The organism is Actinomyces faecalis, assembly GCF_013184985.2.
GTDB classification, from domain to species: domain Bacteria; phylum Actinomycetota; class Actinomycetes; order Actinomycetales; family Actinomycetaceae; genus Actinomyces; species Actinomyces faecalis.
In genome coordinates this window covers 739,271-766,051 of sequence record NZ_CP063418.1, presented here as the reverse complement: position 1 = coordinate 766,051, position 26,781 = coordinate 739,271, and the positions used below count along the sequence as shown (strand labels likewise).

Below are 26,781 nucleotides of genomic sequence, written 5' to 3'. Positions count from 1 at the left end.
AGACAACCCGGAGCCTCCTTCAGCGGCGCTGCGGCTGTCGGCAGCTCGAAGTTGTTACCGGCTGCGGTGAAGGCCAGGGTCGTGCGTCGTTCGTACGACAGTCCACCGCAGCCTCCCGGTCCCCGCAGGAGAGGCCGTTCCAGATGATGACCATGGCGACGCACCGGGCGAGCCCGACGATGATCAGTCCCGTGCGGTACTCGGAGAGATCAGCCAGAAAGAGCCAGGCCAAGGCGAACATGACCGCTGGTCCCACCACCCAGTTGAGCACCAGCGAGGTAGCCATGAGACGCCGGTCAGAGGTGACGGTCGTCAGGCGGTCATAGCGCACCTTGGCGAGAACCGGGTACATCATGACCAGCAGCCCGAGGGCGATCAGCAGGGAGACACCGTCGACCTCGGTGTGCGCGTGCTCGGTCCCTGACCTCTTCGACGTCAGCCAGCCAACGCTGTCCCACCGTCTCAAGAAGCTCGTGGAGACGGGCCTTGTCCACCGCGAGACGCGCGGCAGGCGGGCGTACTTCTCGATCGGCCCCGAGGGCTACCAGCAGGTCGTCAACCTGCTTACCCACCTTACCCGACCCCCACGATCGCAAGGAGACAGCCATGAGTGCTAAGTCGTCCGTCCTGTTCGTCTGCGTCCACAACGCCGGCCGGTCCCAGATGGCAGCGGCATTCGACCGCCCTGTCCCACGGACGAGTCGAGGTCCGCCCAGCCGGGTCCGCGCCCGCAGACCACCTCATCCTCGTCGTCACCGTGGGTTGCGGGGACACCTGCCAGCTCTTCCCGGGCACGCGATACCTGGACTGGACCCTGGACGACCACGCGCGAGCGCACGCTCGACCGTCAGCAGCACAGCCAACGGACCGTCGAGCGCCACGTCCGGGACGTGAGCGAGAGCATCGACACGCCCCAGCCTGAGCACGAGAACGACGGAATGGGGTTCTGATGAAAGGTAGGGAATAACCTAGGGAATCGGCCCCATCCGGCTAAAACAAAGCCCGGTATCTCAGCGACTTTTCGCCTGGATACCGGGCTTTTCTCGTAGCGGGGACAGGATTCGAACCTGCGACCTCCGGGTTATCCGCAGCACGACGCCGATTCCGGCACCTGATCTGTTGGATCGAGTACTACGACCTGCGCGCTCACATCGCTGTGAGCCATTGGCTACGACCTCTTCGATGCTGACCGTCATTACCAGCATTTTGCGCATCCCCAGCAAAACCAGCAACGCCGCCATCACAAGCATTACCAGGAGACACCATGAGTCACCCCAACGTCCGCGCCCTGCTGGCTGCTCCAGGTCAGCACGCTCAGCTCGCAGGTCACACGCTCCACCATGACAGCCTCGACGCGGCCCACCAATGGGTCATCGACGCTCTGCGACAGGACTACCACGCCCGCCTTGATCTCGATCTTCTTGAGGACGTCCTCGCGACGTCCGAGGAGGAGCGCCTGGCTCTCGTACGCGCTCGCCTCGACATTGACACATTCAATGCACAGTACTGGCTGCGATACACCCCCTACGCCCTCATCCAGGCGTGGAGAGCCGCTTCCAGAGCAGACACCGATGGGCGCGTGGAGACCTGGGACAGCCGCTTCGATCTGACGTCCTACTTTCGATCCGCTATCGCCGGATAACCACCCGTATGACCCGCATTCCCAGTATTACCAGCATTTTACCCATCACCCGTACTACCAGGAGACTGCCGTGATCCTCGCTATCGCGAACCAGAAGGGCGGCGTCGGTAAGACCGCCACCACCGTCAACCTCGCCGCAGCACTCGCCCACCTCGGCAAGCGTGTCCTCGTGATCGACGCTGACCCGCAGGCCAACGCCAGCTCAATCCTCGATTCACGTATCAATCCTCAGACGCTGACGCTGCATGACGTCCTGACCGCTGTCGCAGCGGGGCAGGCAGGCCCTGGCTGCATCACTCAGGCGGTCCAGCCCTCGAGCTGGAGCAGCATCGACGTCGTGCCCGCGGAGCGAGCCCTCGCCACGCGCGAGACAGACAGCGCGGCCGGACGAGAGTTCCACCTGCGCACAGCCCTGACGGGTACTCACCAGCAGTGGGACCACGTGCTCATCGACTGCCCGCCGTCCCTGGGCACCCTCACACTGAGCGCCCTGACCGCCGCGGACCAGGCGCTGATCGTCACCGAGCCTCGTACGAGCTCCGTCGACGGTGTCGCAGGGATCATCACCACCCTGAGCACGGTCCAGCAGTACTACAACCCCGACCTGCGCCTGGCTGGAGTCCTCATCAACCGCTGGCGAGGCGACCGCCGCGACCGGGTCGTGTGGCGTGACCAGCTCGCAGCCACCTACCCGGGACTGCTCATCGACCACCCCCTACCAGAGCGAGAGGTCGTGGCCACCGCGGCCACCAACCACCTCCCAGTACCCCGAGACGACGCCCACGACTACGTCAACGCCATCACCGCCGTCGCCCGGCAGATTGCGAAGGAGCACTGAGCATGAAGCCCCAGACGCCTCCACCAGCCCAGCCAGGTGACCTGAGCGCGCTGACAGGACGTATCCGCAAAGCGGGGTCCGCGGACCCAGCCGCACCAGCCACCACCAGCACTACTGGCAACACCCGCAATACTGGTACTGCCAGCGCTGCTGGCAGTACCAGTAAGCGGTCGACCCAGACGAAGCTGACCGTCTACGTGCCCACGGATCTGGCCGGGCGCGCACGCTCCGCCTGGCGGGTCGAGGCAGCCAAGCCTGGTCAGCCGTTCATCAGCTTCTCCGCGTGGGTCAGCCAGGCCATCGAAGCTGCAGTCCAGGACTCCGAGGACCGCCATAACGGCAGCGAGCCTTACGTCCCCACCCAGGCAGGCGAGATCCCGACTGGCAGACCCGCATGACGGCACCACCGGCCTTACCGGTACCACTGGCACTACTGGCAGTCCCAGTGGTACCGGTAAGGCCGGTGGTGTCCTGCCTCGCAGTACAACCAAACGGCGGACAGATCCGCGGGCTGCTTTCCACAATCACGGCGATGAACAAGCCCCGTCCAGTGCCCTCCCAGTGGCAGAAGTCCATCGTCATGTTCGAGTCGCACCTGCGCGCCAGCGGATTGATGGAGCGATCCGTCCAGACCCGACTCCGTCATATCCGCACCTTTGCGCGATCCGTACCTGAACTAGACCCGGCCACTATCACAGCGCAGGAGCTCGTCACCTGGGCTGGGTCACGTACCTGGGCGAAGGAGACCAGACACTCCTACTACGTCAGTCTCCGCCGCTTCTTCTCCCTGATCCGTCCTGACGACAGTCCTGCTGCTGGCCTGCCCTCTATCGAACGCCCCATCGGGGCGCCGCGCCCCATCCCAGAAAAGCTCTATCAGCAGTCACTCCATAGTCCGATAGACGAGCGTAGCCAGGCGATTCTGATCCTTGCAGGGCGCGTGGGGCTCAGACGCAGCGAGATCCCGACAGTCAACACCCGAGACATGTTCGAGGACCTCGGCGGATGGTCACTCACCGTCGTCGGAAAAGGCGGCAAGCGCCGCGTCGTCCCGTTATCCGACGAGACTGCCGCGTTCCTGCTCCACATGGGGAGCCAGAGCCCTGAGGGATGGGTGTTCCCCTCACGAGCTGGTGGACACATCAGCTCCGAGTGGCTGGGCAAGCTCGCGTCCCGAGTCCTCCCGCAAGGCTGGAGCCTACACACCCTGCGCCACAGATTCGCAACTAGAGCCTACTCGGGAGAGCGCGACATCCTCGCAGTCCAGCGCCTCCTCGGCCACACCAACGTCGCCACCACCCAGCGCTACACCGCCCCACCAGACGACGCCCTACGCCGCGCTGTAGAGGCCGCCAGCTAACACTACCTCCGCTTGACTCGACCATAAATCCCGAAGGAAACAGCAGAAATCAGGACTAAAATAGAAGCACGTCCACCATTACCAGTCAAACTACCTTCAGTGCCCGCACGCCCACAAGAGCAAGATGAACGCTTCGCCCCAGCGGCACTGACTGCCTCATACTGCCGACGCGCGCCATCGCATCGTTTTGACCGACTCCATACATTGACATATAGCGACAGCAGCGCCACCAATGAATCGCAGACAGACCATTGACTCTCGGAGGATAACTACTGCTCGCCCACCGCAGCGGCCCTCATATATTTGGATGCAACGAACCAGTTAACGACAACAGTGATAAATAACGCTATCAATGCACACATCAGATGCCGACAGACGTCATGCAGCAACTGCACCTCCACCTCGACCGACTGAAGATCGTTCAGCACGAGATACTTTGACGCGTTATGCAACCCATTGACTGCCGCACAAATGAACGCTAAGGATGCGAGAGAGAAAGTCAAGCGCACCCAAAATGCGACCCTACGCATGCGATCAGTTTGCGTGACCGACAAGCCGTTCAGTAGATTTGGTGGCATTGCTCCCCCACAAAGTCTCCGCCCGAGAACAAGCGGGCACATTGAAGCCCTTTCTTGACATAGTACGGTGCCCGCGGATTATTCCCGCCCCAGCTAGTCCCAACAGGATAGCACCCCCATTGCGTTGCCCCAACATAAGTACTGTAAATGGTGCTGCCACGACGATTCTGGTAGTCAATTCGATAGTTACAGATACGACCGGTTGACGACATAGCGTACGCTTGCTCACTCTTAATGTGCGTGCCACTTCCAGCAATTTGATGGGTTAACACGATTTTCGGAATGCCGACCCCCTTAATGGTGAACCCACCAACCCATTGCTGCCCCCACGCACTCCGATCCTGAATTGAAGGCTGATTATATCGTTCATCTTCCAGGGGTGGCACAAAATCAATTCGAGATGGGTCAAGTGATTGGACCTCACCCCCATACACGGTGCGATTTTCTTGTGGCTGCCCACTTTCGGCGGCCAAAGCAGGGAAACTCCCAAACGGCAATGCTAGGGCGGCGAGCATCGAGACCCGCACAATACGCACGAACTCATTCCAACCTTCATTGAACTGACAGATATAATTTAGCGCACATCAACATGACTTGCAACACATGTCGCTCGAATCGATAGCACATGCAGCCAGACGCTGAGGCCACGTCACCTTCGACTCGACGCCTGTCGCCACCACCCAGCGCCGGCAGGCGGACCAGTACGCGGCAGGCCGTGGCCATGAGGTGGTCACTGACCGTGCCAGGCTGGAGGCGCGCGTGCGCGCCGCGGCCGTGGCCGCGGTCGACGAGCCCGACTTCGTGATCCGTCTGCGCGAGACGGGCGTGCGCGTGCGCCCCCGCTTCGCTGCCGGACGCACTGACGTCATCGTCGGCTACTGCGTCGCGCTGCACTCCACCAACCCGCTACGCCCCTCCCAGTGGTGGTGCGTCTGAAGGGTGCGGAGGGCTTCTACCGTCCTGAGCCGTTCTTGTCTGGCTAGCCTGTTCGCATTGTTCAACACTGCGGGCGAGGCGGTGCACGAGCTCCCCCAGAGCCTCGCGCACACCCCGCCCTCACCCGTAGACCCGAGATCGGCGCCCGACCTCGACCACGACAACTCGACCATCGTCAATGTCGCAGATAATCCGCCAGTCCCCGGCACGGTAGCACCACAGCCCACGAAGGTCAGCGGTCAGCGCCTTGCCTCGGGAGCGTGGGTCCTCAAGCTCAGCAACCTCACGGACCGTGCTCCAGATACGCCGCCGCACCTGCGGGTCGATCTTGCGCAGCGCCTTAACGGCGCTGTCCGCAACCTCAATCGTCCACGCCAATGAGCGTCTCCGCCTCGTCCAGGCTGTAGGTCTTCATACGGCCCGCGCGCACGTCCTCAACCGCGCTGAGCACCCGGTACTCGAACTCCATGCGGTCGATAGCCTGCTCGATGGCCTGACGCAGGTAGAAAGACTTTGACCTGTGCGTGTGGCGCGCCAGCGCCTCGTACCGCCGCTCAATCTGCGGGTCGAGCCGTATAGACGTCACCATGGTCCTCACCTCCACACTCTCAGTAATACTGAGACTACATGTATTACGAAAGAAGCGCGACAGGCTCATCACCGCCAGCGCGGGTAGGCCCAGTGCGTTGCGCTCACGCGAGCACCCTGAATGCGTGCGCTCACCGGCTACGTCCCTCATGGCAGGCCCGTCCGGGTGGCCTGTCATGAGAGAGGAGCTGCCATGTCCGCATCCGCACCGTCGCCGTCGTCAGGGTCTGAGCCTGCGGTGACGATCTACAGCCGCCACGACTGTCCGGGCTGCGCGCTGACCCAGCGGTCCCTGGCCGTCAAGGGTGTCTCCTTCGAGGTCGTCGACCTCGACGAGCGCCCTGAGCTGGTCGCCGAGCTCAGGCAGCAGGGTCTGACTGCTCTGCCCATCATCCAGACCCCTGATGGGCAGAGGACGGCGGGTTTCAGGCCGGATCGGATCAAGGCGATCATCGCCATGGCTACGACCGCCAGCCCCGCCCAGACGCCCCAGCCGAGCAGCGGAGACGAGCGGCCGCCGGTGCGGCCTGGCCCGCGGACGGGGCGGGGGATGAGGCTGTGAGGAAGGCTGTCCTGGCGGTACTCGCTGTGCCTGCGATGGTGCTGCCGATGATGCTCGGTGGTGGTAGCGGTCAGGCCGCCTCTGGCACGGCGGTGGGGATTTCTGGGGTGCCCAGTGAGTACGTGGCTGACGTGCTGAGAGCGGGCTCCATCTGTGAGGAGGTCACCCCGTCTGTGATCGCGGCTCAGCTGGCCGCTGAGTCCGGTTTCGACCCGAACGCTGGTTCGCCCGCGGGCGCCCGTGGGATCGCGCAGTTCATGCCGGCCACCTGGGCCGCGGTCGGTAAGGACGGCGACGGCGACGGCAGCGCGGACGTCCTCAACCCCCACGACGCGATCTGGACCCAGGGCCACTACATGTGCGACCAGGTCGCCCTGGTCAAGCAGTACATGGCTGCGGGACGGATCAGCGGCAGCGTCCTGGAGCTGGCGCTGGCCGCATACAACGCCGGAATGGGAGCAGTCCTGGACACCGGCGGCGTGCCTCCCTTCGCTGAGACCCAGGCCTACGTGTCCGCCATCATCGCGGCGATGGCTTCCTACGCGGTGCAGTACTCCGGCGGCGGGGCCGGGGCTGCACAGAGCGCCGACGCGCTGGTGGCCGGTCCCGTCTACGACGCCTCCAGCCTGCCGGCTGAGGCGGCCTCAGTACCTGACCCCACGCCCGGCGCTCACGCCGCCGCCTCCGTCACGCCGCGCACGTACGCCATGGTCACCGCCCTCATGGCTGCCTACCCCCAGATCGTGACTCCCGCCCTGTACTGCTGGGACGCCCACACCTTCAACCCCGGCTCCGACCACTCACGCGGCCGTGCCTGCGACATCCCCTTCTACGGGTGCACCTTCGGCGACCCAGGCCGCGCCGCCAGCCCCACCACCGGCACCCTGGCGGGTAACGCCGCAGCCAACTGGCTGGTCGCCAACGCCCAGCAGCTCGGCGTCCACTACGTGATCTGGCAGGGCCAGATCTGGACCGCCAGCACAGGCACGTGGGGACCCTACGACGGAGCCGGCGGCCTATACGACCCTACGAGCTGCTCCGGCGGTCACTACGACCACATCCACGTCTCCGTCTACTGACACCGCCCACTGTCATCCTGTCTGTCGCTCACGGGCACTCCAATATCACTTCACTGACCATAGCGCAATCAACAGTCAAACGGAGATATACTGATGTCGCACATGGGAAGTACACGAGTTAGGCGTTAGGCATGGCAACGATCACTGTACGTGTTGAGGATTCCGTCAAGGAGGGTGTCACCCAGATTGCTGAGGACTTCGGGTTCGACCTGTCGTCAGTGACCCGCGCCTTCTACCTTCAGATGATCCGGGAGCACCGTATTCCCCTTAACCTGTCCTACCCGCAGCCCAGTGCCGCCAGTCGTGAGGCGATTGAGCAGACTCGGCAGATCATCGCTTCGGGTCAGCACACCTACGACACTGCTGAGGCGATGTACGAGGACCTGGGTCTCTGATGGTTCTGGCACCGGAGCCGACGCCTCGGTTCAGACGTGATGTCAAGGCTCTCCGGAAGAAGCACGTGGACCTGGCACCGCTGCGTGAGGTTATCGATCTCATCGTTGCCGACACTGATCAGGCTAGGGATGAGCTCGTCCGTCATCACGGCATGCATCGTCTGCGTGGCCAGTGGGAGGCGAGCAATGAGTGCCACGTCGCCAACGCTGGTGACTGGCTGCTGATCTGGACTACCACTCAGACGCAAGCGATCCTCCAGCGTACCGGTGGGCACGACGACCTCTTCGGGCACTAGCCCCTGTTGCGCCCGCCGTGGGCGCAACACGTCCCTGAGTACATGTATGTGTGTAGTCCCGTACTGGTGCGTAGCGTGGACCTGCGGAGCAGATGTATGTCAAGGGCTCAGCTTGCCGGATCATGCCATCATCGAATATGCAACCGCCCTCCAGCAACGGGCTGGAGGGCGGCGCGATGATCGTCTTCGGTTGTGTGAGGAGACAGTCTTCCTCATACCCGACTATCAGACCAGAGGCCTGGATCAGGGCCCGCAGCTGCAAGCCAGCGGCTAGGACTGCGAACAGTTGTAAGTATAGCTCAGAGCGACTCCCTGTCAATCGAAATCGATGGAACCGAAGCCGCGGTACGGATCCGGACACGCTCGGTTCGACAGTCGTTGAAGTTTGCTAGGCCCAGACGGGTGGCCACATATCGCGATAGCTGAGCTTTCGGTGTTTTGCGTGCAGCAAATTCTTCGATAGTCGAGTCTTGCATAGCTTTTCGTTCATGCGCGATAGCCGATGCAATAAGGTCTGCGGCCTGCAGCCCATCGCACGTCAAAGAGTCCAGAGACAGCGCGGTTGCGACTCTCATGCAGCGAAAAGCGTCATTGACAGCGGCCCTTAATTCAGCTCCGTAAGACGTACCGTCAGGCGTGGAAATCGAGTCCGTAAGCACTGTGGCGATCTCTCTCCTGGAGACCATAGCCTTCACGAGCGCAACCGAGGTCCAGTTATGCGCCTTCCACTGAGGTAGCCCGGTTGCGAACGGATCCGCCTGAGCCTTGTCAACGACAAACGCACCGCATGTTGCCGACGATTCAGCTATGACGTCTGCCAAGGCCTCGTATGCCGGTAGAGCATTTCTGGTGACATTGCTGAACTTAAACTCCGTCCGAAAGCTCCGCGCCTGGCGCACACCTTCGATACCTCGCAAGAGCTTGTCGGGATCTGCCACTTTGACGGCAGCAACGACGAAGAAGCGTCCGCCGCTGCCCTTGGATCCAGACTCGTCCAAGAAGAAGGTTGGGGCCGAGGTGTGACGAGGCAGTCTGACATGACCGGCACTAGCAGGGCGCGACAGAAGAGATTTGTTCATCAGAATTTCTGGGTAGGGCCTGGCGCGAGCCGACGACGCACACGCCGTCGTCGTCGGGCAGGAGGGCTCCCTGGTAGTACAGGAGGGCGGGTGCCTCGTGGACCTCACGCACACGGGTGGGGTAGCGGTCTGACAGGACCGAGACGACGCCGTAGCCGGCGTTGGCCCACGTGTCGATGTCGCGTCGTGCCTGGTCGAGCAGCTCGTCGCCTGCGGCGCCGCGGAGCATGTCGCCCGCCTCGTAGCGGTGACGGTCGTAGACGGCCTGCGGATCACGCTCGGCGAGCAGGTCCTGCACGCGCTCGCCCTGGGTGAGTCCGCGTCGCTTGGTGCGCGTGAGTGCGAGCACGTACGCAAGTGACTCCATGGACTCCATAGCGGCAGTGTACTGATCTCAGAGTCCGTCTGGTGGTGCTCCCCGACACCCATTCGTCGGGGAGCACCACCATCGTGTTGTGTTGATCAGCTCTCGCCGGGGTCCGTGTCTTGCGTGGCTGTGGGTTGTGGCGTGGTGCGGGCGAGGTTGCGTGGCAGGCGCTGGGGGGCGAGGAGTCCGGCGCGCACGAGGTCGGTGCGCGCCCAGCCGAGACTTGTCGCGTGTCGCCACGCGGCCTTGTAGGAGGCTGCCGCGTCGACGAGGGCGGTCATCGCGGTGGCGAGCTCGCGTGCGGCGTCGGTGCGCTCGGTGTCGGTGCGCAGTAGTGCGGTGAGTGGGTCGGTGGTCATGGGTGTTCCTCTCGTGGTTGTGGACGCGTGCGTGACGCGGCCTGTGTCATGTCCGTACTCGGTGAGCGCACACCACACGTGCAGCAGCCTGCGCACGCAGGTCCGCACTCGCCCATCACGTCCTGCGTGAGCGCACGCTCGGCGTAGCGCGCCGCCCCGCCGCAGGCGGCGCGCCCTGACCTGACCCGACCTCGTGCGTGCAGCGCAGGCTGCAGCGCTCAGCGTTCCTGGCGCTGCACCCTGCGCGCACACGGTGGTGCAGGAATCCGGTCTGCTGCACGCTGCGCGGCTGCAGCAAAGCGCCGGTGAGACGGCCACGTGAGGTGGCCGGGCACCGACTCGTCGGTGCAGATCCTTCCGCCTCACCGGGGGTGAGCCGAACGCAGAGCAAGTTGGAACTTAGCACTGGTGCTAAGTAACTTGCTGCTGGACTGACGTCGTCCAGCAGGGCACACTTGTGGTGTGGTCCCGTTCGGGTCGCTGCGCTGGGCATTTCAAGGGTGCGGAGGTGGTTGCCATGTCGACGAGTGACGAAGAGCGTGCGGTGTCCGCACCTCGTTATGACCGTCGCCGTAGTGCGCGCCTGCGCGGCGGACAGCGCCGCAAGCCTTTGACCGTCTACCTGTCCGATGAGGAGCGCGAGCTGCTGGAGCTGCGCTCTGAGGCGACGGGCGAGTCGATGGCGAAGATTTTGGTTGATGCTGCGCTGCGTCCCTCACAGAATCCCGTTGTCGCCCCGGAAGCCGTTGCACCTGCAGAGATGGGTGAGGCGATGGCGGCACTTCGGGACATGCGCCGCGATCTCGACGGCATCGGCAACAACCTCAACCAGATCGCCTACCACGCCAATACCGTCTCTGAAGTACCCGCCGACTTCACTCAGGTCGTCGAGCTCGTGCACCGCGCGATTGACGACATCAACGACATCCTGATCCAGGTGCGCCGATGATCCCCGCCATTGTTCAGGGCGGATCGACGCCAGGCTTGCTCAACTATCTCGTGGGACCGGGCAGGTCCAACGAGCACGAGTCCCCGCACGTGGTGGCAGGCTCAGACATCATCATGCGTCGCTGGGGCGCATGGGATGAGCTCTCCCCCGCGCAGGGGTACGAGATCGCCAAGTTCGTCGACCAGTACATGACCGAGCTCGGCATTCAACCCACCGGCAGCGTGCGCACGTTCAACCACGCAACCGGCAAGGTTGAGACCGCTGCCGACCGCCCCAACCACGTGTGGCACTGCTCCCTGTCACTGTCACCGGAGGAGGGGCCGCTGAGCGAGGACAAGTGGCGCGCGATCGCGACTGACTTCATGGCCGAGATGGGCTTCACTGGCGTTGACGGCAAGGCGCCGTGCAGGTGGGTCGCGATCCACCACGGCGCCTCGAAGAACGGCGGCGACCACATCCACATCGCTGCCAACATCGTGCGCGAGGACGGCACCAAGTGGTCACCGTGGCAGGACCAGCGCCGAGCACAGCGCACCGCGAACCAGCTCGAACACAAATATGGCCTGATGGTGATCGAGTCGCGCGAGCACCGGCGTGGTGCGCGCGCCGACTCCGCTGCTGACCTGCGTGCCACCCAGCGCCGGCAGGCGGACCAGTACGCGGCAGGCCGTGGCCATGAGGTGGTCACTGACCGTGCCAGGCTGGAGGCGCGCGTGCGCGCCGCGGCCGTGGCCGCGGTCGACGAGCCCGACTTCGTGATCCGTCTGCGCGAGACGGGCGTGCGCGTGCGCCCCCGCTTCGCTGCCGGACGCACCGACGTCGTGGTCGGCTACTGCGTCGCGCTGCACTCCACCAACCCGCTACGCCCCTCCCAGTGGTACGGAGGCGGGCGTCTGGCGCGCGACCTGTCACTGACCCGGCTGCGCACCCGGTGGATGGATACTCCCGTGGGTGCGCAGATGGCCGTCCAGGCCTGGCAGGCAGCATGGCGCGGAGACAAGATCACCTCCTCCCCCATCGCGTCACCGATGAGCGCGTGGCACGCAGCCGCCGACAGCCTGCGCACATGGGACCACGAGCTGCGCTCCATCAACCCCTACGACCCTGTCGCGCTGGCAGACGCCACACGCGACGTCTCCGGTCTGCTCGCGGCCGCAGGCGTGGCCACCACCAACCCGGCCGAGCGTGCCACGCTTATGCGCGCAGCACGCGTGACCGGACGCCACGCCCAGACCCACACCCGCCCCCGCGACCGGGTGCAGGTTCCCGGAGCGGTCCTGCTGGCCGCGCGCACACTGTCACTGACCGTCAAGGACCAGCGCGTGGCCACGATGCTGCTGGCAGCCGAGACCATGCAGCTCGTCCACTCACTGGCCTCGCTGTACCAGCAGGCCCAGCAGACCCAGACAGCCGCGGCACTGCTGCGTGACACTGCTGCGGCCTGGGAGCTCACCCACGCCCAGCCGCTACCGCCCACCAGCCGCCAGCACGCCCAGGCACAGGCCGCCCGCCTGGCTGCCCTGCCGGCGCCCGCAGCCACCGACACCCTGCCGCCACGCGCGCCCATCACGACACCGGCGCCTGGCTCACTCGAGCGCGAAGCCGCCGCCCTGACCGACGACCAGGCGCAGCGCATCCGCTCCATCGCGGCGATCGCCACCGTCAGCACACCAGCACAGCACTCACGCACCGAAGACTCCGCCCGCCCCTGGCCCACACCGCCGCCGACCCAGGAGCGCAAGCAGACACTGTGAGGATCCCAGCCCAGCGGCTCGGCTCTCCACGACAACCACGACACAACGAGCCATCCGGCGCTAAGAACTAGGCCGGCCCAGGAACAAGGAAGACCAAGCATGCCCTACATCCCGCAGAAGCAGCGGTCTATCACACGACTCCACCTGGATCTACGAAACCCTAGGCTCGGACGCCCGTCCGCAAAGGACGAAAAAGAGGCCATGGAGCGGCTCCTGGACAAGTTCGGGGACGAGATCCTCCACCTTGCACGCAGCATCGCAGACAAGGGGCTAGACCCGCTCCAGTCGTGGGCGGTCGTGGAAGAGAACGGAAAGATGGTCGTCCTTGAGGGCAACCGCCGCCTGGTGGCGTGCCGACTCCTGTCTAACCCGAAAAAGGCTCCGACACCAGAATGGCGGCGGAGGTTCAACAAGATACGCGACAGCATCGAGACGGACGACGACTACCAGCGTCCCGGCTGCGTCAAGTTTGAGCGTCGCGCTGACGCGCGGTACTGGATCCAGATCAAGCACCACGGCAAAGGGAAAGGTGAGGGCACGGCACCGTGGGGGCCGGAGATGGTCTACCTCGACCAGGTGTCCAACGGCGGAGACCCGACTGGGTGGAACGAGTTCTGGTACTGGCTGGAAGAGACGTATGTCGATGACGGCGAGGTCTCCGACGCGGTACAGCAGGCGCGGCGCGAGCAGTACACGCTCATGAACAGGGTCTACGACTGGAAGGTTCGAGAGCTTCTGCGCGCTGGGCTCAACAGCAGCGGCAAGATCGAGGTCAAGGCTGACCCGCAAAAGGTCAGGCCTTTCATCCTTGAGCTCATGAGCGGCATGGCGGGACAACGATCTTCGAGCAGCGGGCGAACTGATCAACCGATCACCTCACGTACCCTGAACGACCGAGAGTCCGCCGAACGTGTCCTGTCCGGCCTCTGGGACCGCACCGTCGGGCACGCAGACGTCTCAGCCTCCGTCCCCTCGCTGCCAGCGCCGCTGGCTGCTCGTGACTCCTCGCCCGCCAGTCAGGCCCCTGCCCAGCCTACGGGCGGAGGACACGGCTCCACGCAGAGCAAGCCTGCTTCAGGCCCAAGCCCGCAGAGCAGGCAACGGGAACGCCCTCGAAAGTCCGAGACCCACCTGTACTGGGGTGCGCGGCGAGGCGCGATGCCTGACCGAGTCAATCGCCTGCTGAAGGAGTGTCAGCGTCTTGAGATCGCTGAGTATCCCGAGGCGTGCGCGATTCTTGCCCGTGCGGCTGTCGAGCATGCTGTCGACGCACTGATCGAGGAGCGAGCGCTTAGCACCAAGAAGAGTCAGCTCAAGGACAAGATTACGGTTGTACTCCGCCACCTTGACCCGAACCTTGATAGCAAGAGCTCCAGCATCCCGGCGCTTCGGGGCACATGGGCGGCGATCCGTACCAATGAGGAGTCGGGGCACCTGATCAAGGACCTTAACGACTGTGTGCACTCCTACCAGTTCACTGCTGCGCAAGACGTCGCCAAACGCGCGAACCAGGTGCTGTCGCCGCTCATCACCGCGATCAACGATGACCTGAGTGCGTCGGCGCGTGGGGTGGCCACGGGCGACGATCAAAGGCATTCTTGACCCGTGAGGTACCTGTCCCCGTTGCGCTACCCAGGCGGCAAGGCGCGCCTGGCGCCCTTCTTCGCGCGCCTGGTCAACGCCCAGTACCCTGTCCCCACCCACTACGCCGAGCCGTACGCAGGCGGAGCGGGAGCCGCGCTTCGCCTGCTGACGGACGGCGTCGTCGAGCACGTCCACCTCAACGACGTCAACGCCGGCATCGCCGCCTTCTGGCGCACCATCACCGCCCCTGACACTGCGCGCGAGCTCTGCGACCTCATCGAGGGCACCCCGGTGACGGTCGAGCAGTGGCACCACCAGCGCAGCATCTACCAGAGCAGACAGGGCGAGGACCTGACGCTCGGGTTCGCCACCTTCTACCTCAACCGCACCAACCGCTCCGGCATCCTGGACGCCCGCCCCATCGGAGGGCTAGCCCAGCGTGGTAAGTGGGGCATCGACGCCCGCTTCAACAAGCCCGCCCTCATCGAGCGCGTCAAGGCGGTGGCGGCCCTGGGCGAGCGCATCCACGTCACCGAGCTCGACGGCCTGGACTTCCTGACCACCATGGAGCCCCTGGAGGACGACGTCCTGGTCTACGCCGATCCCCCTTACGTCGAGCAGGGCGGCAACCTCTACCTCCACGCCTTCGGCATGGAGGACCACGAGCACCTGGCCGACCACCTGCTCCAGGCCCCCTACCCGTGGCTGCTGACCTACGACGACAAGAAGGTCATCTGGGACGAGCTCTACGGCCAGGCACGCTGCGCGACCTTCGACATCGCCCACACGGCTGCTATCCAGCACGTGGGCCGCGAGACCATAGTCTACGGCCCCGCCCTGGAGGTCCCCGGCGGGCTGGAGGTCACCCCTGGAGTTACCGCCCACTGGGTCCACGCCTCCTAGCCGCCCTCACCGGTTCGTGTCGGTGGTCGCCTCTAGCCTGCCGTGCGTGACCCGACCGACCCTGGACGCCCTGATGCGCGACTGCGCCCAGCAGGGCGCCCGCGTGCGCTGGGGACGCCCGCCAGGGGAGATGGCGGGCTGCTACGACCACTCCCAGTCCACGATCTGGCTACGAGACGGCGCCCCCGAGTGGGTGAGCGTGCCTACGCACATGCGCAGACGTGCGGTAAGAAGCACCCCACCAGCGCAGGCCGCTACTGCAAGACCCGAGGTTGGCTCCCCGCTCACTGTCCCAGCTCGTGCTTCCTTCTTCCGTATGGGTGGTATCCCTGGGACAATGACGCTATGGGTACACGGCAGGAGGCATACGCGCGCATCCTGGATGTCGCGCGTCGGCAGACAGGTGTGATCACCTGCGCCCAGATGCGCCGTCTGGGACTTACCCAGTCCATGATCGACGCCCTCGCGGCCGGGGATGAAGACTTTGCCGACGAACATGACGGACTGTACAGCGTGGGTCATTTCATGAACGACACGTGCTGCGAAGAGATCCACCTCAGTTTCCATCTCCTGACCCCGGAGCTGTTCTCCTGGGAGAAAACATCCCCTGAGCTGGCCGCCGCCCACGGGGCGGTATCCCACTTCAGTGCCGCCGAGCTCCACGGCTGCACCACGCTTCCTATGGAGATGCACCTGACCGCGCCCACGCCGCAACACATTGACGGCGCACACCTCCACACGGCACCGCTGCCCCCATCTGACCTGACAGTCATTGACGGCCTGCCAGTGACCAGTCTGGAGCGCACCACACGCGACCTGGGCGCAGCCGTCATGGACGGCGAGCACAGAGCCCGCTGGATGGACTTCCTCGTCGAGGACAAGGGCTGGAGCGTGGCCCGTGTCCTGGAAGCCGTCGGCCCACGCGCCGCGGCAGCCTCCATCGCCTACTTCGAGGCCGCAGCATGACCCAACAGCAGCCGTTTGCAGACGGGAACGCGATTCGACAGGCATTGAGAGCACGCAGGCAAGCGCACGCGACTGACGAGCGGACAACCTCTCAGCAGGTGTGGATCATGCAGCGCCTGGTGGCCCGTCTGTCGTATGCGCCGGAGACCACCTGGGCGGTCAAAGGCGCCCAGGCACTGTTGGTTCGTCTACCGAATGCTCCCCGTACGACACGAGACATCGACGCCGTCGTACAGGCGACGTCGTCTGACGATGCCGTGGAGGCATTCGCCCAGGCTATTGAGCGCCCGTTGCCGGATCAGGACTTCCTTTCCTTCAAGGTTCGTGGTGTCAGTTCTTCTCCAATCCGACCAGATCTGGTCAAGATCAAGATCCAGCCAACGATGGATCTTGGGCAGCGGATGCAGAAGCTGTCCGTCATCAGCATGGATCTTCTGGTCGCTGACAGTCTCGGGTTCGACCCTGACCTCATCGAGCTCACTCCCAAGATCGACATCGGCCGCTTCACGGACTGGCCCGAGGTCCCTGTGGTGTCCTCGGCCGTGCACGTGGCCGAGAAGCTCGTGGCCACCGCCACCACCCACGGTGATCACGCCTCGACCAGGGACCGTGACTTCACCGACCTGGTCCTGCTGTGCCAGCACTTCCCGCCAGACGTCGACGAGCTCACACGCCAGCTCCACAGTGTCATGGCATCGCCTAGACCCGAGAACAACACGGTGGTTCTGCCACGCTCCTTCACGCCGAGCCCGTCTGCTGCTGCCCTGTACCAGACCCTCCCCGACCTGCCACCCCTTCCTGAGGCTGTCAGGATCGTACGCAGAGCCGTCGACCCGGCACTGGACCGCTACCACACCCAGCACGCCGCCGCCGAGCGCTCGCGCAGCATCATGCACACGGCCATGCCAGCAGCCGGTGCCAGATCCCAGCAGCCACCCACCGACGACCAGCGCCCGCCCCACGTCCAGCCGCACACGCAGGGGTTCACCCTCTAGCGCCACCGTGTGCGCGCACTGCCTACGTACCAGATGAAGCGGACCAACCCGGTCCCCACCACCTGGAGGCTGAGACATGAGCGCCCTACCTGACAGCACCTACCTCGACCCTGCCACCATCACACGTGCCTACGGAGCACCCGCGGTACACGTGCCCGAGGCCGGCGGCATGGAGAGCTACACCTGGAACCTCGACCAGGCAGGCTCACTGCGCTGGTTCCGCAACGCTCAGGGACGCGTCACCGTCACCTTCTCTAATTCCAACGGAAGCTGGCACCGCGACGACGGCCCTGCGCACTACGCATTCGACCGCAGCGGCGTCATGCGCGAACGCGAGTGGATGCGCCACGGCGACTACTACCGTGCCGACGGCCCAGCCGCCGAGAGCTGGGACGAAGACGGTCACCTACAGACACAGTCGTGGTTCACGGACCGGCAGCTCACCGCACGGCTGCTCTATACCGACGGTGAGGTGACCTGCCGCCAGTACGCCACCAACGGCGTGATACGCCGCGAGGAGCGGCTGCGTGACGGTCAGCTGCACAGTGAGCACGGCCCAGCCGTCTCCCACTACGACGCCCGCGGACACGAGTCCTCCTGCGAGTACTGGCTGCACGGCAAGCGTGCCTCAGCCACCTACGACGGCTTCGTCCTGGGCCCCGCCCAGACCCAGCGCACACGCTCAGCCCTAGAGCTGGCCGGTGGCACACCCGCACCAGGGGCAGCCGCAGGCGTGTCCACGCCACACGAGCGCCCCTCTCACCTCGCAGCCCCACAGCAGCAGCAAGGACGCACCCTGTGAGCACCACTATCCAGCCCAGCACCGACCCCACCGAGCACGTCGACGAAACACCCGACAACACTGCCGGCGAGAATGCCGGCGAGGAGCTCGCTCCGCCCCTCCAGTTCCCCTCACTGGACCAGTTCGTCGAGGGGCTGGTCGCTCGCGTCTACGAGCGCGCCACAGGCTCGGCAAGCGGCGCCAAGTGGTGTCCGGCATGGTGGATGCACGACGAGGCCGTCTTCCGCCTGACCGCCCTGTGGCAGGCGTGGGAGTCCATGCGCCTAGCCGAGGGCCCCACAGGCACTGCCAAGTGGCTGACCCACTACGCCGACCCCATCATGAGCCAGCTCATGAGCCCCACCGGCCCCTTCGCCAAGTGCTCCTCGGACCGTGGCCACGACCCCCACCCACCACACCACGAGGCGCTCCTGCCATGCGAGCCTGCACCCGAGGGTTTATTCGAACCGCGCTAAACGCCCAGTGTGGGCATCCGTCCTTGAGTCTCAGTTACCTGCGCAGGTAGGCCAATGTCATCATTTTGTTCAGCAGATGCCACCGTGCCATGAGATGTCGTCGTCTGCGGCATAGCGAGCATGCCCGTCTTCGCTGCTCTCACAGCTCTCGGGTCAATCTCGGCCAACGCTTCTGCGCTCTGACGGATCTGCGCTGCCCACGCCGCCATACGCTGGCGCAGTTGTTCCAACTGCTCCGAGGACACGTGATACTCCGCTACATGCTCTGGTCTCAGTTGCGCTGCCTGATCCAGGCGCATTGCGAAGTAATCCAGAGTCAAACCAGCGTCTGCACGGGCTCCCAACTCATATATCTGGGCATCTGTGTACTTCCCGCTGCATCGGATGGCGTCAACGTCGAGGTAGTCGCGGGCCTCGCCTCGTGAGAACAGCGCAGCAACTTTGTTTCCCACAGCATCTTCTAACGCGAGTACCGGCCCAACATCCAGTTGCACAGGGGCTTGCTCGCGCCAGTCCACTCCCATATCGACGCCAATGCTCACACCAGACGGTGAAGTGACCATGAGCGCGGCAAAGCCCGGCAGCGTTCTCCCGATCTCCACAACATATCCGTGCCCGCGCAGATGGCCGACCAATCGGTCGAACGCGGTGGTGAACCTGTCTTGTGCATCGTGGACTGTAAACAGGTCAATATCTTGGGTCGGACGATGGATCAGGCCATGTTCCCTAATCGCACCTGACCCAGCTAATGCAAAGCCATCAGCGCCCAACGCCTCTAGCGCTAACTGGGCTAGGCGACGTTGTTCGTCACCGAGCGTGTCGGCCATTCCAGCCCCCTGAGCTCGCCGAACCTGCCCTGCCACAGCTCCACGACGCGCTGATCAAGGTGAAGCGTCGGCCACAGCTCAACAAGCCGCTGCGCACTCAGAAAAGAACGCTGGTCGGCCGCGGTGCCTTCGGCCAGCACGGCCTGATAGACGATCTGCGCCTGGGCGTCGTTGCCAACGTCGTAGGTCCGGTCTCCCGGCACCCAACGGATACGCAGAGGAAGCGTGACCAGCCCCGTGCGCGGCCCATTGAGCTCCAGTAGGGACTCAGGGGCCTCATACGGCTTGAGGTCTCGAAACCGCAGTCTTGTCTGGCTCATCAGCCTGCCTCCTCCCCCATGTCTCGACTACCAGACTACCTTTCAGCCGTCCAGGCCAACAGTGTGCACGAGTACCCTCATGCGGTGAGTGTGCTGACCCGGCTCGCCACTGCCTGCTGCACCGGTGCGCGACCGCCGGTCGGCTTCGCACGCGCTACCACCGTCGCGCGCGTGGCCGGCTGGGACAGCGCCATGTCCCCTGTGACCGCCGCCCGCACCGCCACCGGGTCGATACCCGCAGCCCGTCGCTGCTGCGCCCACGCCTGGCGGGCCTCAGCCGAGTCCCACCTGGCAACCCTTGGGGAACCCTGCGGGGCAGGCTGCCCGGCAGCCACCATCACCGGGCGCCCGAGCTCGACACCGAAATCATCCCGGCTGTAGGAGCGCCCCGCCATCCGAGCCACAAACACGCTCGGCTCCCAGGACTCATCCGCCGCATCATTGAGGGCCTTGGAGGCACCCTCCACACGCGCCCCCTCACCGTCCACTGCGGTGAAGTCCGCGACCGTGATGACCTCACCGGTGTCCTCCACATACGCCTGGGTCGTGGACACCTCCACGCGCGCGACCTGCGGCCAGTCCTCAAGCACCTGGCGCAACTGCGCACGACTGCTCTCCTCCTCGCGCGCCGCCTGCACGCTGGAGTCACCAGCCGCAACAGCCCGCGCCTCTGCCCTGTCCGCCTGGGCAGAAGCATCCAGAACCCCTGCCCAGTCCCGCACCTCGCCCGGTAACGCAGGCACGACGGCCTCCAGCCTCCGTGGCTCAAGCTCGGAGGAGTCCACCGGGTGGGCCTGTGCTCGGGTCGAGTCACCCACCGCGACCTGCACGCCCCACCGCTCGGCCATCTCCCGCTCACACGTGCGCGCCGCCAGGGCCGCGGCAGGGTCGATCGTGGCGAAGCGGCAGGCGACGGCGTACACGTAGGCGCCGTCCTCCTGGCTGGCCTGCTCCCAGAAGCCGGCCTGGCTGGCCTGGCGCACGACCGGCTCGGCCAGTCGCCGCTCACGCTCCATCGCCTCACGCAGGGCACGGACCTTGGCCAGGTCCGTCGCCTGTGCTCGTCGTAGTGCCTCGCGGCGGGCGTCGGCCATGTACCGGCCCATCTGCGCTCCAGCCCGCACCATGATCGTGACCTCTGTGGTCAGGTCACTGACTACCTGCTCCTGGCTCATCAGCCCCTCCTACCGTCTGTGTCCTGGTTCTTCCAGTAGGGCACCAGGGCTGCCAGCAGCGCCGTCGACCCTGACGCCAGCACCCACGCCCGCCCCGCAGGCAGCCCCTGTAGGTCCGCCACCGAGGCGATGGGCCGCTGCTGCGAGGCCGTCGACACGCTCACGCTGCGGCCCTGCCGCCCGTAGGAGCGCTGGCGAGAGTCCTGCCAGTGCGTGCCGATGAGGTCACTGAGCTCGCCCAGGAACGCCTTCTCCTTGACCCCGCCCCCGTACACGGCGACGTTCGAGGCGGACCAGAGCTTGCGGATGCCCGCCTCACCCCAGGCCTGGGCGCCCTGGGACCAGGACTGCAGAATCGTGTCCACACAGATCCCCCGTGACCCAAAGTGCGAGTAGAGATCCGGTAGCTGGCGCCACCGGCACACGTTCGCGGCCTCGTCCAGCTCGATAAGCATCGGGCACGCCAACCTGCCACCGGGCTGGGTCCTGGCGTGGGCCAGGGCAGCCTCAGTCACCGCCACAGTCAGCGCCGTCACGATCGGGGAGGCGCTGCCCGGTCCCTCCTGGCTGAGCAGGTAGAGCGTGTCCGTGCTCGCCACGAACCGCTCTTGGCGCAGCTCCTCGACCCACGGGCTGGGGGTCACCCACGCCATCGCCTGCTCGTTGAGCAGGAAGCTCATGATGGTGGCCGCTCCCCCGTACACGCCCGACCTGGTCTCCGGTACCAGGGCCTGCGTCCCCTCCAGGGTCTCGGCGGTACGGACCTCGCCGGCCTGCCGCAGCAGGCGCACCGGCTCGGCGTCGCTCTGGTCGTTGAGCCAGCGGTGCAGCTCTCCCAGTGGCCGGTTGCCTCGTGCTGCTGCCAGCAGCAGGGCGGCCACCAGGTCGCGTGAGGCTGAGTCGAAGAACGCGTTGGACTGGGCCTTGGGGTCACGGGTGGCGTCCACGAAGGCCTCCGTCATCGCCCTGGCCTTCACGGCGTCAGTGACGTACGACAACGGGTTCCACCACCAGGTCTGGGGCTCGTCGGCCAGGCCCTGCGGGTCGAAGACCCACACCCGCCCCCTGGTGGAGCGCTGCTGGCGCGTGACGTCGACGACGTCACGCTTGTTCGAGGTGGCCACCACCGCCCCGTGCGCTGCAAAGATCCTGGGCACCACCCAGCTCGTGGTCTTTCCGGTCCTGGGGCCCGCGATCATCAGGCACACGTCCTCAAACGAGCTCCACAGTGGTCGTCCCCCGGCCACGGCCCGCCCGATCGGCAGCCCGATCCCGCCGCCCTGCACGCCCAGGCGCCGGGCCTTACGGGCGACCGCCCTAGTAGACAGTGCACGCGTATCGGCTGCTCGCCCGGTGCGCGAGGCCGCCTTATCCGCACGCGTGCCACGCCCCATACTGAACACTCGCCGTGCCACAACCACCACAAGCAGTACGCAGAGAGCTACAGCGACCACGCACGCCCACACACCCGCGGTCAGCGGCACCTGGCCACCAGCCACCCCGCGCAGCAGCGGTCCCACTCCTGCCGGCAGCGCGGAGGCGGTGATCCACGCCCACACTCGCAGCCCCGCCACCAGCGCCGCACCCGCGCCACCGCCTGCACCCATGAGGACGAGCACGGCCAGCGTGCCTGGCTCGAACGAGCCGACCTCGTCACGCACGCTCACGACGCCACCGACTGTGAGTGTTTGTTGGCCCAGCGCTTGTTGGTGTCAGACAGCGTCTGCTCGCCTGGAGCAAACTCGACGCTGAACGGGATACCCGGCGCGCCCGAGGTCTTCAGCATGAACCGGCCCATGCCAGCAGGGCGACCCGCCGACTGGGTGAACGGGTCGTACGAACCTGGCGCCGCCCAGGAGCCGAGCACGTCCGCCTCAGCCTGAGAGAACGGGAACACCCCGCGCAGCAGGCCCATCTCACGGGCAGGCAGACCACCCAGGAACAGCATCTTCGAGCGCTCGACGAAGCCTCTGGCTTTAATGCGGTCTTCCTCGCTGGCGAGCTGATCCAGGTCAGACATGGAGTGGGTGATCATCATCTGCCCGATCCCGATCGTGCGGTTGAGTCGGGTCAGCGAGTCGATCCGGTCGACCATGCCCGAGGACGCCTCCAGGATGCGCCACAGCTCATCCATCACCAGGTTGTAGCGCCGACGCGGGGCCACGCCCGCGTCCGCCAGGCTCTGAGCGATCTCGACCGTCGCGAACCCGTAGCTCCAGCAGGCCAGGAGCACTGCTGCCTGCAGGTCGGAGTGCTCATGGATCAGGGAGGACACGTCGAACACCACGCTGCGGTCCATCATCATCGGCGTCGTCGTTGCTGCCGCAAAGATTCCCCCAAAACGCCCCGACAGCAACGCGGTCAGGGACACCTCCAGCTCCTCCGTCACTGCTCGGTAGCGCTCCAGGTCGCCTCGGTCCAGCGCCGCCACCCGCAGCCGATCCGGCGCCTGGCGGATGATGCCGAGCAGGTCAGCCAGCACGGGCGTGCCGCCGGCCTCCTCCAGCAGGCAGACCGCCTCATCGACGACGATCTCCTCCCTGTTCGTCGGTGGCTGGCGCCGGATGATCTGCAGCAGCGACAGAATCATGTTCTTCTTGCGCTCGTGCGCCGCCGCCAGGAGTGCGTCACGCTGGGCCGGGTGCCCTGCCAGGAGCCGGGCTGCCTCATCGACGTTGCCCGCGTCCAGCGGGTTGATCCCCGCGGCGCCGTGACCGATCGCGATCACCTGCCCACCCAGGGCACCGACCAGGTCGACGTAGTCGGGCTTGATGTCGCCCAGGACCATCGAGTGGATCCCCATGTAGGCGTGGCCTGTGACAATCCGCCGTGTCAGTGAGGACTTGCCCAGGCCGTTGAGCCCCAGCACCATCGCTGAGGGGGCAGAGATAAGGCCCCGCTCAAACCAGGAGACGTGGTCGGCGCACAGCATCCCCGCCCCCGACAGCACCCTGCCCAGCGGGACACCGATCATGGGGGCGGACCCGCCCACAACCATCGGCCACAGCCCGCACACCTGGCGAGACGTGCCGCGCTGGGGCTCCATCCTCGGCCACGTGCCCGCCTGGCCCAAGCCCGGCCCACCGGTGCTCAGTGCCGCCTCGGACTGCCCCATCAGGGACGCAATGATCTTGTCGTAGATACCCATGCTCACCATCCCCCGCTCAGCGTCTGCCGCGCTGGAGTCAGCCCCAGCGGCAGGCCCAGAGCGAACGCTGAGTCCTGTGCGCCGTATGCCGGGCGCACCAGCATCCGCGAGCCCGCAGCCAGGCTCGTCACCGCCGCCGAGGCGTCCACCAGGCGCCGCTCGGCATCAATCCCGGACACGGTCGCCGTCACCACACAGCCGAAATCCACGACGCTGGCGCCGTCGGCCTCCTCCTGGCTGGTCTGGCGTGCCTGGGCGACGTCCCGCTCCATGCGCTCAGTTGGCCTGCGGGAGGCTTTGATGCGGGCGGTGGCCTTGTCCACGTCCCGCTCGACGACCTCCGGTGCTCGGGCTGCGTCCATGGGCCGGTACAGCATGGTCACGCGCTTGCGCTCCACGTCGCGTGAGAGCTGCAGCAGGCTGCGCAGCACCCCGGACTGGACCATGCCCCGTGGTGGGCGGGTCACCGTCCATGACCGTGACAGGCCCGAGTCGTGACGGTAGGTGTCCCATGTCGCCTCAGCGGCCACCGGTCCCACGTCAGCCCAGTCCAGAGTGATCTCAGCTCCGTCGACCACGGCCTGATCCAGGACGGGCTCAACCTCCGGGTCGTAGGCCACACGCACCAGGCGTGCCAGCTCATCGGCAGTCATGAGATGGATCGCTCCGGCTCCACCCACAGCCAGGTTCTGTGTCAGACCCGGTAGACGGGTCGCGATGTCACGTACCGCTCGGCTGGTGCGGCCGCGCTTGTCTGAGCTCATCCTGGCAGGGTCGAAGCTGACCGTCGCCCACGTACGCACGCGAGCCCCACCTGCCCCTGCGGCATCGACGACGCCGTCGATGATGTGCGCTGCAATGGGTGGGGCCGTGGCGTCAGCGCGAGAGGTCACCTCACGGCGCAGCCTCTGCCCCGTGTCAGGTGAGGTCTCCACCGTCACCGAGGCGTCTACCACTCCTGCCTCATCCGACAGGTCCGACAGCCACATCCCCCACAAGGCGACCTCGCGGTCGACCATGTCCTGGTCGACCAGGCCGTCACCGGCAGGAGCCAGCGCCATGGCCACGCTCAGCCGCCCGTCACCGTGATGGATCACGGCGAAACGGCGCCTGTGAGCGTCCTCATGCTCACTGACGTGCGTGGCTCCCAGGATGCCGGGGAGCCGGCAGCGACCATCCCCACGCTTCGACCTCGCTAGCACACCGCTGCGGTAGCTCGTCGCCTTGCGCCTCTTAGCCCTACGGAACGCCACTTTCTCACTCCTCCGGTCAAACATGTTCATGCCGTGCTTGTCCCTCACGGCGCTGGCCAGGCCCAGGACGGCGACGATGACCCCGGTGCCGGCCGCCCACCCCATGCCGAAAATCTGATTGATCATGACAACGGCGATCGCCGCTCCCAGCAGAGCTAGGGTCTGGCCGATCGTGAATCTCCCGACCCCGGCAGCCCGGCTGACCCTCCAGTTGCCGTAGGTCCGCACCACAGGCTCAGCGCTGCTCACCGCTGCACCTCCCCAGAGCCCGTCGCCCCAGCCGCCTCAGAAGCCGCTCCCTGCACCGCCGAGGTCGCGGTCTTCGCCGCCTGGATCGCGCCGGTGACAGCCAGGCTCGCACCACCTGTGGCTGCCGCCGCACCAGCAGACGCAGCCCCACCAGACGCCGCAGCCGCGCCACCACCGGCACCGGCACCGGCTCCCGCCGCGCCACCGCCCGCACCGGCTCCCGCCGCGCCACCGCCCGCCGACGGCGCCTGACCGCCACCAGGTGCCGGCAGGGCCACCGCACCGCCTGACGAGCCGCTACCGCCACCTGTCACCGCGGGCGAGGAGCCTGTGGGTGCGCTGTCTGCCCCGCTGGCCGCGGCGGCTCCACCACCACCACCACCACTCATACGGGCCACGCTCATCGCGCCCGTCGCGGCCGCACCACCGACCACAGCACCTGCAGCACCGCCCGAGCCCATCACCGCGGCCACCGGCACCAGGAAGCTCACCAGCGCAGGCAGCGCGAAAGCCGCCAGAATGATCATGATGCTGCCAAGAATGAACTTCATCAGCTCGTCGTCCTCAGCGATATTCCAGCTGTTACCCGACACGAGCCTGATAGCCAGGGCGTAGATGATCGCGGCCGTGGGCTTCATGGCGACGAAAGCCGCCGTCCACCCGATGAGCCTCTTCAGCCACTCCACGCCCCAGTCGGTGAAGGACGCTGCCGCAGCCATCGGCATGATCCCGACCGCCAGCAGCAGCATCGCTGAGCGCACGAACATCAGCCCGATCTGGACGATGTTGGCAACCAGGGCCGCCAGGCCCAGCACGATCATGATGATCATGGCAAAGCTGCCCGTCATCGTCTCCAAGGTCAGCAGCTTGGCGGCGAAAGAGCCACCACCCTCATTGGCCTGCTCAATGATCCACGTGGAGAACTCGTCCCCGATATCGACCACGGTCTGGGTGACCGCGATGGCTGAGCCCGACACGAGGACCAGCAGCACCATACCGCGCACGATCTTGCGCACGGACTCACCCCGGTGCGTGATCATCAGCGTGATCCCGGCGACCATCATCGACCCCACCGCCAGCCCCAGCGTCAGCGGGTTCACTGCTGACTGCACCCAGCCCACCGACGCACCTGAGCCAGACAGACCCGGTGTGGGCACATCCACCCAGAACGTGCCCAGCTCACTCAGCGTGGCGTCCACACCCTCAAGCACTGACTGCGCCCACCCCTTGACCATGTCAGCCACGCCCGAGGACACCGCGTCAGAGGCTGCCGACCCCAGCTTGCACGGCACGTCGTACCAGGAGCACTCTCCGTCAGCCAC

31 protein-coding genes are annotated in these 26,781 nt (G+C 65.7%); 18 read left to right on the top strand and 13 right to left on the bottom strand.

All coding sequences use genetic code 11. The features are described 5' to 3' along the window. Positions 1 to 19 precede the first annotated feature (19 nt). Positions 20 to 466: an arsenic resistance protein gene (locus HRL51_RS11590; RefSeq protein ID WP_244960231.1), complete on the bottom strand. Its 447-nt coding sequence runs from the start codon at positions 464 to 466 to the stop codon at positions 20 to 22. On the opposite strand from HRL51_RS11590, the gene HRL51_RS11585 reads away from it, so the two are divergent. The 6 genes from HRL51_RS11585 (at position 354) to HRL51_RS03090 (ending at position 5,354) form a co-directional block, all read left to right on the top strand. Further along, the gene (locus HRL51_RS11585; RefSeq protein ID WP_218957647.1) at positions 354 to 617 is read left to right on the top strand and encodes an ArsR/SmtB family transcription factor; all 264 of its coding nucleotides are present in this window, start codon (positions 354 to 356) and stop codon (positions 615 to 617) included. The two genes, HRL51_RS11590 and HRL51_RS11585, sit on opposite strands and share 113 nt — an antisense overlap. 647 nt (positions 618 to 1,264) lie before the next feature. Further along, a complete protein-coding gene (locus HRL51_RS03110; RefSeq protein WP_172193342.1) occupies positions 1,265 to 1,642 on the top strand; it encodes a hypothetical protein in 378 nt (125 codons plus the stop codon). Between the two features lie 70 nt (positions 1,643 to 1,712). Then, the gene (locus HRL51_RS03105; RefSeq protein ID WP_172193340.1) at positions 1,713 to 2,480 is read left to right on the top strand and encodes a ParA family protein; all 768 of its coding nucleotides are present in this window, start codon (positions 1,713 to 1,715) and stop codon (positions 2,478 to 2,480) included. Positions 2,481 to 2,482: 2 nt separating this feature from the next. After that, the gene (locus HRL51_RS03100) at positions 2,483 to 2,878 is read left to right on the top strand and encodes a hypothetical protein (protein WP_172121340.1); all 396 of its coding nucleotides are present in this window, start codon (positions 2,483 to 2,485) and stop codon (positions 2,876 to 2,878) included. Between the two features lie 134 nt (positions 2,879 to 3,012). Then, positions 3,013 to 3,840 carry a tyrosine-type recombinase/integrase gene (locus HRL51_RS03095; RefSeq protein WP_172193338.1) on the top strand — a complete coding sequence of 276 codons (828 nt, stop codon included), beginning with the start codon at positions 3,013 to 3,015 and terminating at the stop codon, positions 3,838 to 3,840. A gap of 1,304 nt (positions 3,841 to 5,144) precedes the next feature. Then, positions 5,145 to 5,354 (top strand): hypothetical protein, encoded by a 210-nt coding sequence (locus HRL51_RS03090; RefSeq protein WP_172193336.1) that lies wholly within the window; start codon positions 5,145 to 5,147, stop codon positions 5,352 to 5,354. Positions 5,355 to 5,474: 120 nt separating this feature from the next. Here the strand turns inward: HRL51_RS03090 and HRL51_RS03085 are convergent, their stop codons facing one another. Together HRL51_RS03085 and relB are read right to left on the bottom strand one after the other, a co-directional pair. After that, on the bottom strand, positions 5,475 to 5,732 hold the full coding sequence (locus HRL51_RS03085) for a type II toxin-antitoxin system RelE family toxin (protein ID WP_172193334.1): 258 nt from the start codon (positions 5,730 to 5,732) through the stop codon (positions 5,475 to 5,477). Then, on the bottom strand, positions 5,716 to 5,943 hold the full coding sequence (gene relB, locus HRL51_RS03080) for a type II toxin-antitoxin system RelB family antitoxin (protein WP_172193333.1): 228 nt from the start codon (positions 5,941 to 5,943) through the stop codon (positions 5,716 to 5,718). Before relB ends, HRL51_RS03085 begins: the two co-directional genes overlap by 17 nt. Positions 5,944 to 6,135: 192 nt before the next feature. Here relB and HRL51_RS03075 point away from each other — a divergent pair, with 192 nt between their 5' ends. The 4 genes from HRL51_RS03075 to HRL51_RS03060 all read left to right on the top strand — a co-directional run bounded on the left by HRL51_RS03075 (position 6,136) and on the right by HRL51_RS03060 (position 8,274). Continuing rightward, on the top strand, positions 6,136 to 6,504 hold the full coding sequence (locus HRL51_RS03075; protein WP_172193331.1) for a glutaredoxin domain-containing protein: 369 nt from the start codon (positions 6,136 to 6,138) through the stop codon (positions 6,502 to 6,504). Beyond that, positions 6,501 to 7,583 (top strand): lytic transglycosylase domain-containing protein, encoded by a 1,083-nt coding sequence (locus tag HRL51_RS03070; protein ID WP_218957646.1) that lies wholly within the window; start codon positions 6,501 to 6,503, stop codon positions 7,581 to 7,583. The genes HRL51_RS03075 and HRL51_RS03070 overlap by 4 nt, the downstream gene beginning before the upstream one ends. A 131-nt stretch (positions 7,584 to 7,714) precedes the next feature. Continuing rightward, positions 7,715 to 7,978: a type II toxin-antitoxin system RelB/DinJ family antitoxin gene (locus HRL51_RS03065; RefSeq protein WP_172193329.1), complete on the top strand. Its 264-nt coding sequence runs from the start codon at positions 7,715 to 7,717 to the stop codon at positions 7,976 to 7,978. After that, on the top strand, positions 7,978 to 8,274 hold the full coding sequence (locus tag HRL51_RS03060) for a type II toxin-antitoxin system RelE/ParE family toxin (RefSeq protein ID WP_172119570.1): 297 nt from the start codon (positions 7,978 to 7,980) through the stop codon (positions 8,272 to 8,274). The genes HRL51_RS03065 and HRL51_RS03060 overlap by 1 nt, the downstream gene beginning before the upstream one ends. A gap of 299 nt (positions 8,275 to 8,573) precedes the next feature. Here HRL51_RS03060 and HRL51_RS03055 read toward each other — a convergent pair whose 3' ends face one another. The 3 genes from HRL51_RS03055 to HRL51_RS03045 form a co-directional block, all read right to left on the bottom strand. Continuing rightward, positions 8,574 to 9,353, bottom strand: coding sequence for a DUF3800 domain-containing protein (locus tag HRL51_RS03055; RefSeq protein ID WP_172119571.1), 780 nt, complete (start codon positions 9,351 to 9,353; stop codon positions 8,574 to 8,576). After that, a complete protein-coding gene (locus tag HRL51_RS03050; RefSeq protein WP_218957645.1) occupies positions 9,322 to 9,720 on the bottom strand; it encodes a DNA-processing protein DprA in 399 nt (132 codons plus the stop codon). Before HRL51_RS03050 ends, HRL51_RS03055 begins: the two co-directional genes overlap by 32 nt. A 95-nt stretch (positions 9,721 to 9,815) precedes the next feature. Then, on the bottom strand, positions 9,816 to 10,079 hold the full coding sequence (locus HRL51_RS03045) for a hypothetical protein (protein ID WP_172193325.1): 264 nt from the start codon (positions 10,077 to 10,079) through the stop codon (positions 9,816 to 9,818). Between the two features lie 517 nt (positions 10,080 to 10,596). Between HRL51_RS03045 and HRL51_RS03040 the strand changes: the two genes are divergently transcribed. The 8 genes from HRL51_RS03040 to HRL51_RS03005 all read left to right on the top strand — a co-directional run bounded on the left by HRL51_RS03040 (position 10,597) and on the right by HRL51_RS03005 (position 18,487). Beyond that, positions 10,597 to 11,028, top strand: a complete 432-nt coding sequence (locus HRL51_RS03040) for a plasmid mobilization protein (protein ID WP_172193323.1) — start codon at positions 10,597 to 10,599, stop codon at positions 11,026 to 11,028. Next, a complete protein-coding gene (locus tag HRL51_RS03035; RefSeq protein ID WP_172193321.1) occupies positions 11,025 to 12,782 on the top strand; it encodes a relaxase/mobilization nuclease domain-containing protein in 1,758 nt (585 codons plus the stop codon). The genes HRL51_RS03040 and HRL51_RS03035 overlap by 4 nt, the downstream gene beginning before the upstream one ends. 99 nt (positions 12,783 to 12,881) lie before the next feature. After that, the gene (locus HRL51_RS03030; RefSeq protein ID WP_172193319.1) at positions 12,882 to 14,384 is read left to right on the top strand and encodes a hypothetical protein; all 1,503 of its coding nucleotides are present in this window, start codon (positions 12,882 to 12,884) and stop codon (positions 14,382 to 14,384) included. 3 nt (positions 14,385 to 14,387) lie between these two features. Then, the gene (locus HRL51_RS03025) at positions 14,388 to 15,269 is read left to right on the top strand and encodes a DNA adenine methylase (RefSeq protein WP_172193317.1); all 882 of its coding nucleotides are present in this window, start codon (positions 14,388 to 14,390) and stop codon (positions 15,267 to 15,269) included. A gap of 345 nt (positions 15,270 to 15,614) precedes the next feature. Next, positions 15,615 to 16,235 (top strand): hypothetical protein, encoded by a 621-nt coding sequence (locus HRL51_RS03020; protein WP_172119577.1) that lies wholly within the window; start codon positions 15,615 to 15,617, stop codon positions 16,233 to 16,235. Positions 16,236 to 16,342: 107 nt separating this feature from the next. Next, complete coding sequence (locus HRL51_RS03015; protein WP_172119578.1) at positions 16,343 to 17,230, top strand: nucleotidyl transferase AbiEii/AbiGii toxin family protein; 888 nt, start codon at positions 16,343 to 16,345, stop codon at positions 17,228 to 17,230. 76 nt (positions 17,231 to 17,306) lie between these two features. Further along, on the top strand, positions 17,307 to 18,032 hold the full coding sequence (locus tag HRL51_RS03010) for a toxin-antitoxin system YwqK family antitoxin (protein ID WP_172193315.1): 726 nt from the start codon (positions 17,307 to 17,309) through the stop codon (positions 18,030 to 18,032). Next, positions 18,029 to 18,487 (top strand): DUF4913 domain-containing protein, encoded by a 459-nt coding sequence (locus HRL51_RS03005; RefSeq protein WP_172119580.1) that lies wholly within the window; start codon positions 18,029 to 18,031, stop codon positions 18,485 to 18,487. The genes HRL51_RS03010 and HRL51_RS03005 overlap by 4 nt, the downstream gene beginning before the upstream one ends. On the opposite strand, the gene HRL51_RS03000 is transcribed toward HRL51_RS03005, so the two are convergent. The 7 genes from HRL51_RS03000 to HRL51_RS02970 all read right to left on the bottom strand — a co-directional run bounded on the left by HRL51_RS03000 (position 18,484) and on the right by HRL51_RS02970 (position 26,781). After that, positions 18,484 to 19,314 carry a nucleotidyl transferase AbiEii/AbiGii toxin family protein gene (locus HRL51_RS03000; RefSeq protein WP_172119581.1) on the bottom strand — a complete coding sequence of 277 codons (831 nt, stop codon included), beginning with the start codon at positions 19,312 to 19,314 and terminating at the stop codon, positions 18,484 to 18,486. The genes HRL51_RS03005 and HRL51_RS03000 overlap by 4 nt on opposite strands. Beyond that, a complete protein-coding gene (locus HRL51_RS02995; RefSeq protein ID WP_172119582.1) occupies positions 19,278 to 19,634 on the bottom strand; it encodes a transcriptional regulator in 357 nt (118 codons plus the stop codon). Before HRL51_RS02995 ends, HRL51_RS03000 begins: the two co-directional genes overlap by 37 nt. A gap of 77 nt (positions 19,635 to 19,711) precedes the next feature. Then, a complete protein-coding gene (locus tag HRL51_RS02990) occupies positions 19,712 to 20,809 on the bottom strand; it encodes a hypothetical protein (RefSeq protein ID WP_172193313.1) in 1,098 nt (365 codons plus the stop codon). Continuing rightward, positions 20,809 to 22,476, bottom strand: coding sequence for a type IV secretory system conjugative DNA transfer family protein (locus tag HRL51_RS02985; RefSeq protein ID WP_244960230.1), 1,668 nt, complete (start codon positions 22,474 to 22,476; stop codon positions 20,809 to 20,811). The genes HRL51_RS02990 and HRL51_RS02985 overlap by 1 nt, the downstream gene beginning before the upstream one ends. Continuing rightward, positions 22,473 to 23,957 (bottom strand): ATP/GTP-binding protein, encoded by a 1,485-nt coding sequence (locus HRL51_RS02980; RefSeq protein WP_244960229.1) that lies wholly within the window; start codon positions 23,955 to 23,957, stop codon positions 22,473 to 22,475. Before HRL51_RS02980 ends, HRL51_RS02985 begins: the two co-directional genes overlap by 4 nt. A gap of 2 nt (positions 23,958 to 23,959) precedes the next feature. Next, entirely contained in the window at positions 23,960 to 25,459 is a 1,500-nt protein-coding gene (locus HRL51_RS02975) for an SCO6880 family protein (RefSeq protein WP_172193311.1), read from the bottom strand. Continuing rightward, on the bottom strand, positions 25,456 to 26,781 hold the full coding sequence (locus HRL51_RS02970; protein WP_172193309.1) for a TrbL/VirB6 family protein: 1,326 nt from the start codon (positions 26,779 to 26,781) through the stop codon (positions 25,456 to 25,458). Before HRL51_RS02970 ends, HRL51_RS02975 begins: the two co-directional genes overlap by 4 nt.

Bases quoted from the DNA above. Each gene is read 5' to 3' on its own strand.
- HRL51_RS11585 (WP_218957647.1), top strand. From the start codon at position 354: ATGACCAGCAGCCCGAGGGCGATCAGCAGGGAGACACCGTCGACCTCG.
- HRL51_RS03110 (WP_172193342.1), top strand. From the start codon at position 1,265: ATGAGTCACCCCAACGTCCGCGCCCTGCTGGCTGCTCCAGGTCAGCAC.
- HRL51_RS03100 (WP_172121340.1), top strand. From the start codon at position 2,483: ATGAAGCCCCAGACGCCTCCACCAGCCCAGCCAGGTGACCTGAGCGCG.
- HRL51_RS03095 (WP_172193338.1), top strand. From the start codon at position 3,013: ATGAACAAGCCCCGTCCAGTGCCCTCCCAGTGGCAGAAGTCCATCGTC.
- relB (WP_172193333.1), bottom strand. From the start codon at position 5,943: ATGGTGACGTCTATACGGCTCGACCCGCAGATTGAGCGGCGGTACGAG.
- HRL51_RS03075 (WP_172193331.1), top strand. From the start codon at position 6,136: ATGTCCGCATCCGCACCGTCGCCGTCGTCAGGGTCTGAGCCTGCGGTG.
- HRL51_RS03065 (WP_172193329.1), top strand. From the start codon at position 7,715: ATGGCAACGATCACTGTACGTGTTGAGGATTCCGTCAAGGAGGGTGTC.
- HRL51_RS03060 (WP_172119570.1), top strand. From the start codon at position 7,978: ATGGTTCTGGCACCGGAGCCGACGCCTCGGTTCAGACGTGATGTCAAG.
- HRL51_RS03055 (WP_172119571.1), bottom strand. From the start codon at position 9,353: ATGAACAAATCTCTTCTGTCGCGCCCTGCTAGTGCCGGTCATGTCAGA.
- HRL51_RS03050 (WP_218957645.1), bottom strand. From the start codon at position 9,720: ATGGAGTCACTTGCGTACGTGCTCGCACTCACGCGCACCAAGCGACGC.
- HRL51_RS03045 (WP_172193325.1), bottom strand. From the start codon at position 10,079: ATGACCACCGACCCACTCACCGCACTACTGCGCACCGACACCGAGCGC.
- HRL51_RS03040 (WP_172193323.1), top strand. From the start codon at position 10,597: ATGTCGACGAGTGACGAAGAGCGTGCGGTGTCCGCACCTCGTTATGAC.
- HRL51_RS03035 (WP_172193321.1), top strand. From the start codon at position 11,025: ATGATCCCCGCCATTGTTCAGGGCGGATCGACGCCAGGCTTGCTCAAC.
- HRL51_RS03030 (WP_172193319.1), top strand. From the start codon at position 12,882: ATGCCCTACATCCCGCAGAAGCAGCGGTCTATCACACGACTCCACCTG.
- HRL51_RS03020 (WP_172119577.1), top strand. From the start codon at position 15,615: ATGGGTACACGGCAGGAGGCATACGCGCGCATCCTGGATGTCGCGCGT.
- HRL51_RS03015 (WP_172119578.1), top strand. From the start codon at position 16,343: ATGCAGCGCCTGGTGGCCCGTCTGTCGTATGCGCCGGAGACCACCTGG.
- HRL51_RS03010 (WP_172193315.1), top strand. From the start codon at position 17,307: ATGAGCGCCCTACCTGACAGCACCTACCTCGACCCTGCCACCATCACA.
- HRL51_RS03000 (WP_172119581.1), bottom strand. From the start codon at position 19,314: ATGGCCGACACGCTCGGTGACGAACAACGTCGCCTAGCCCAGTTAGCG.
- HRL51_RS02995 (WP_172119582.1), bottom strand. From the start codon at position 19,634: ATGAGCCAGACAAGACTGCGGTTTCGAGACCTCAAGCCGTATGAGGCC.
- HRL51_RS02990 (WP_172193313.1), bottom strand. From the start codon at position 20,809: ATGAGCCAGGAGCAGGTAGTCAGTGACCTGACCACAGAGGTCACGATC.
- HRL51_RS02980 (WP_244960229.1), bottom strand. From the start codon at position 23,957: ATGGGTATCTACGACAAGATCATTGCGTCCCTGATGGGGCAGTCCGAG.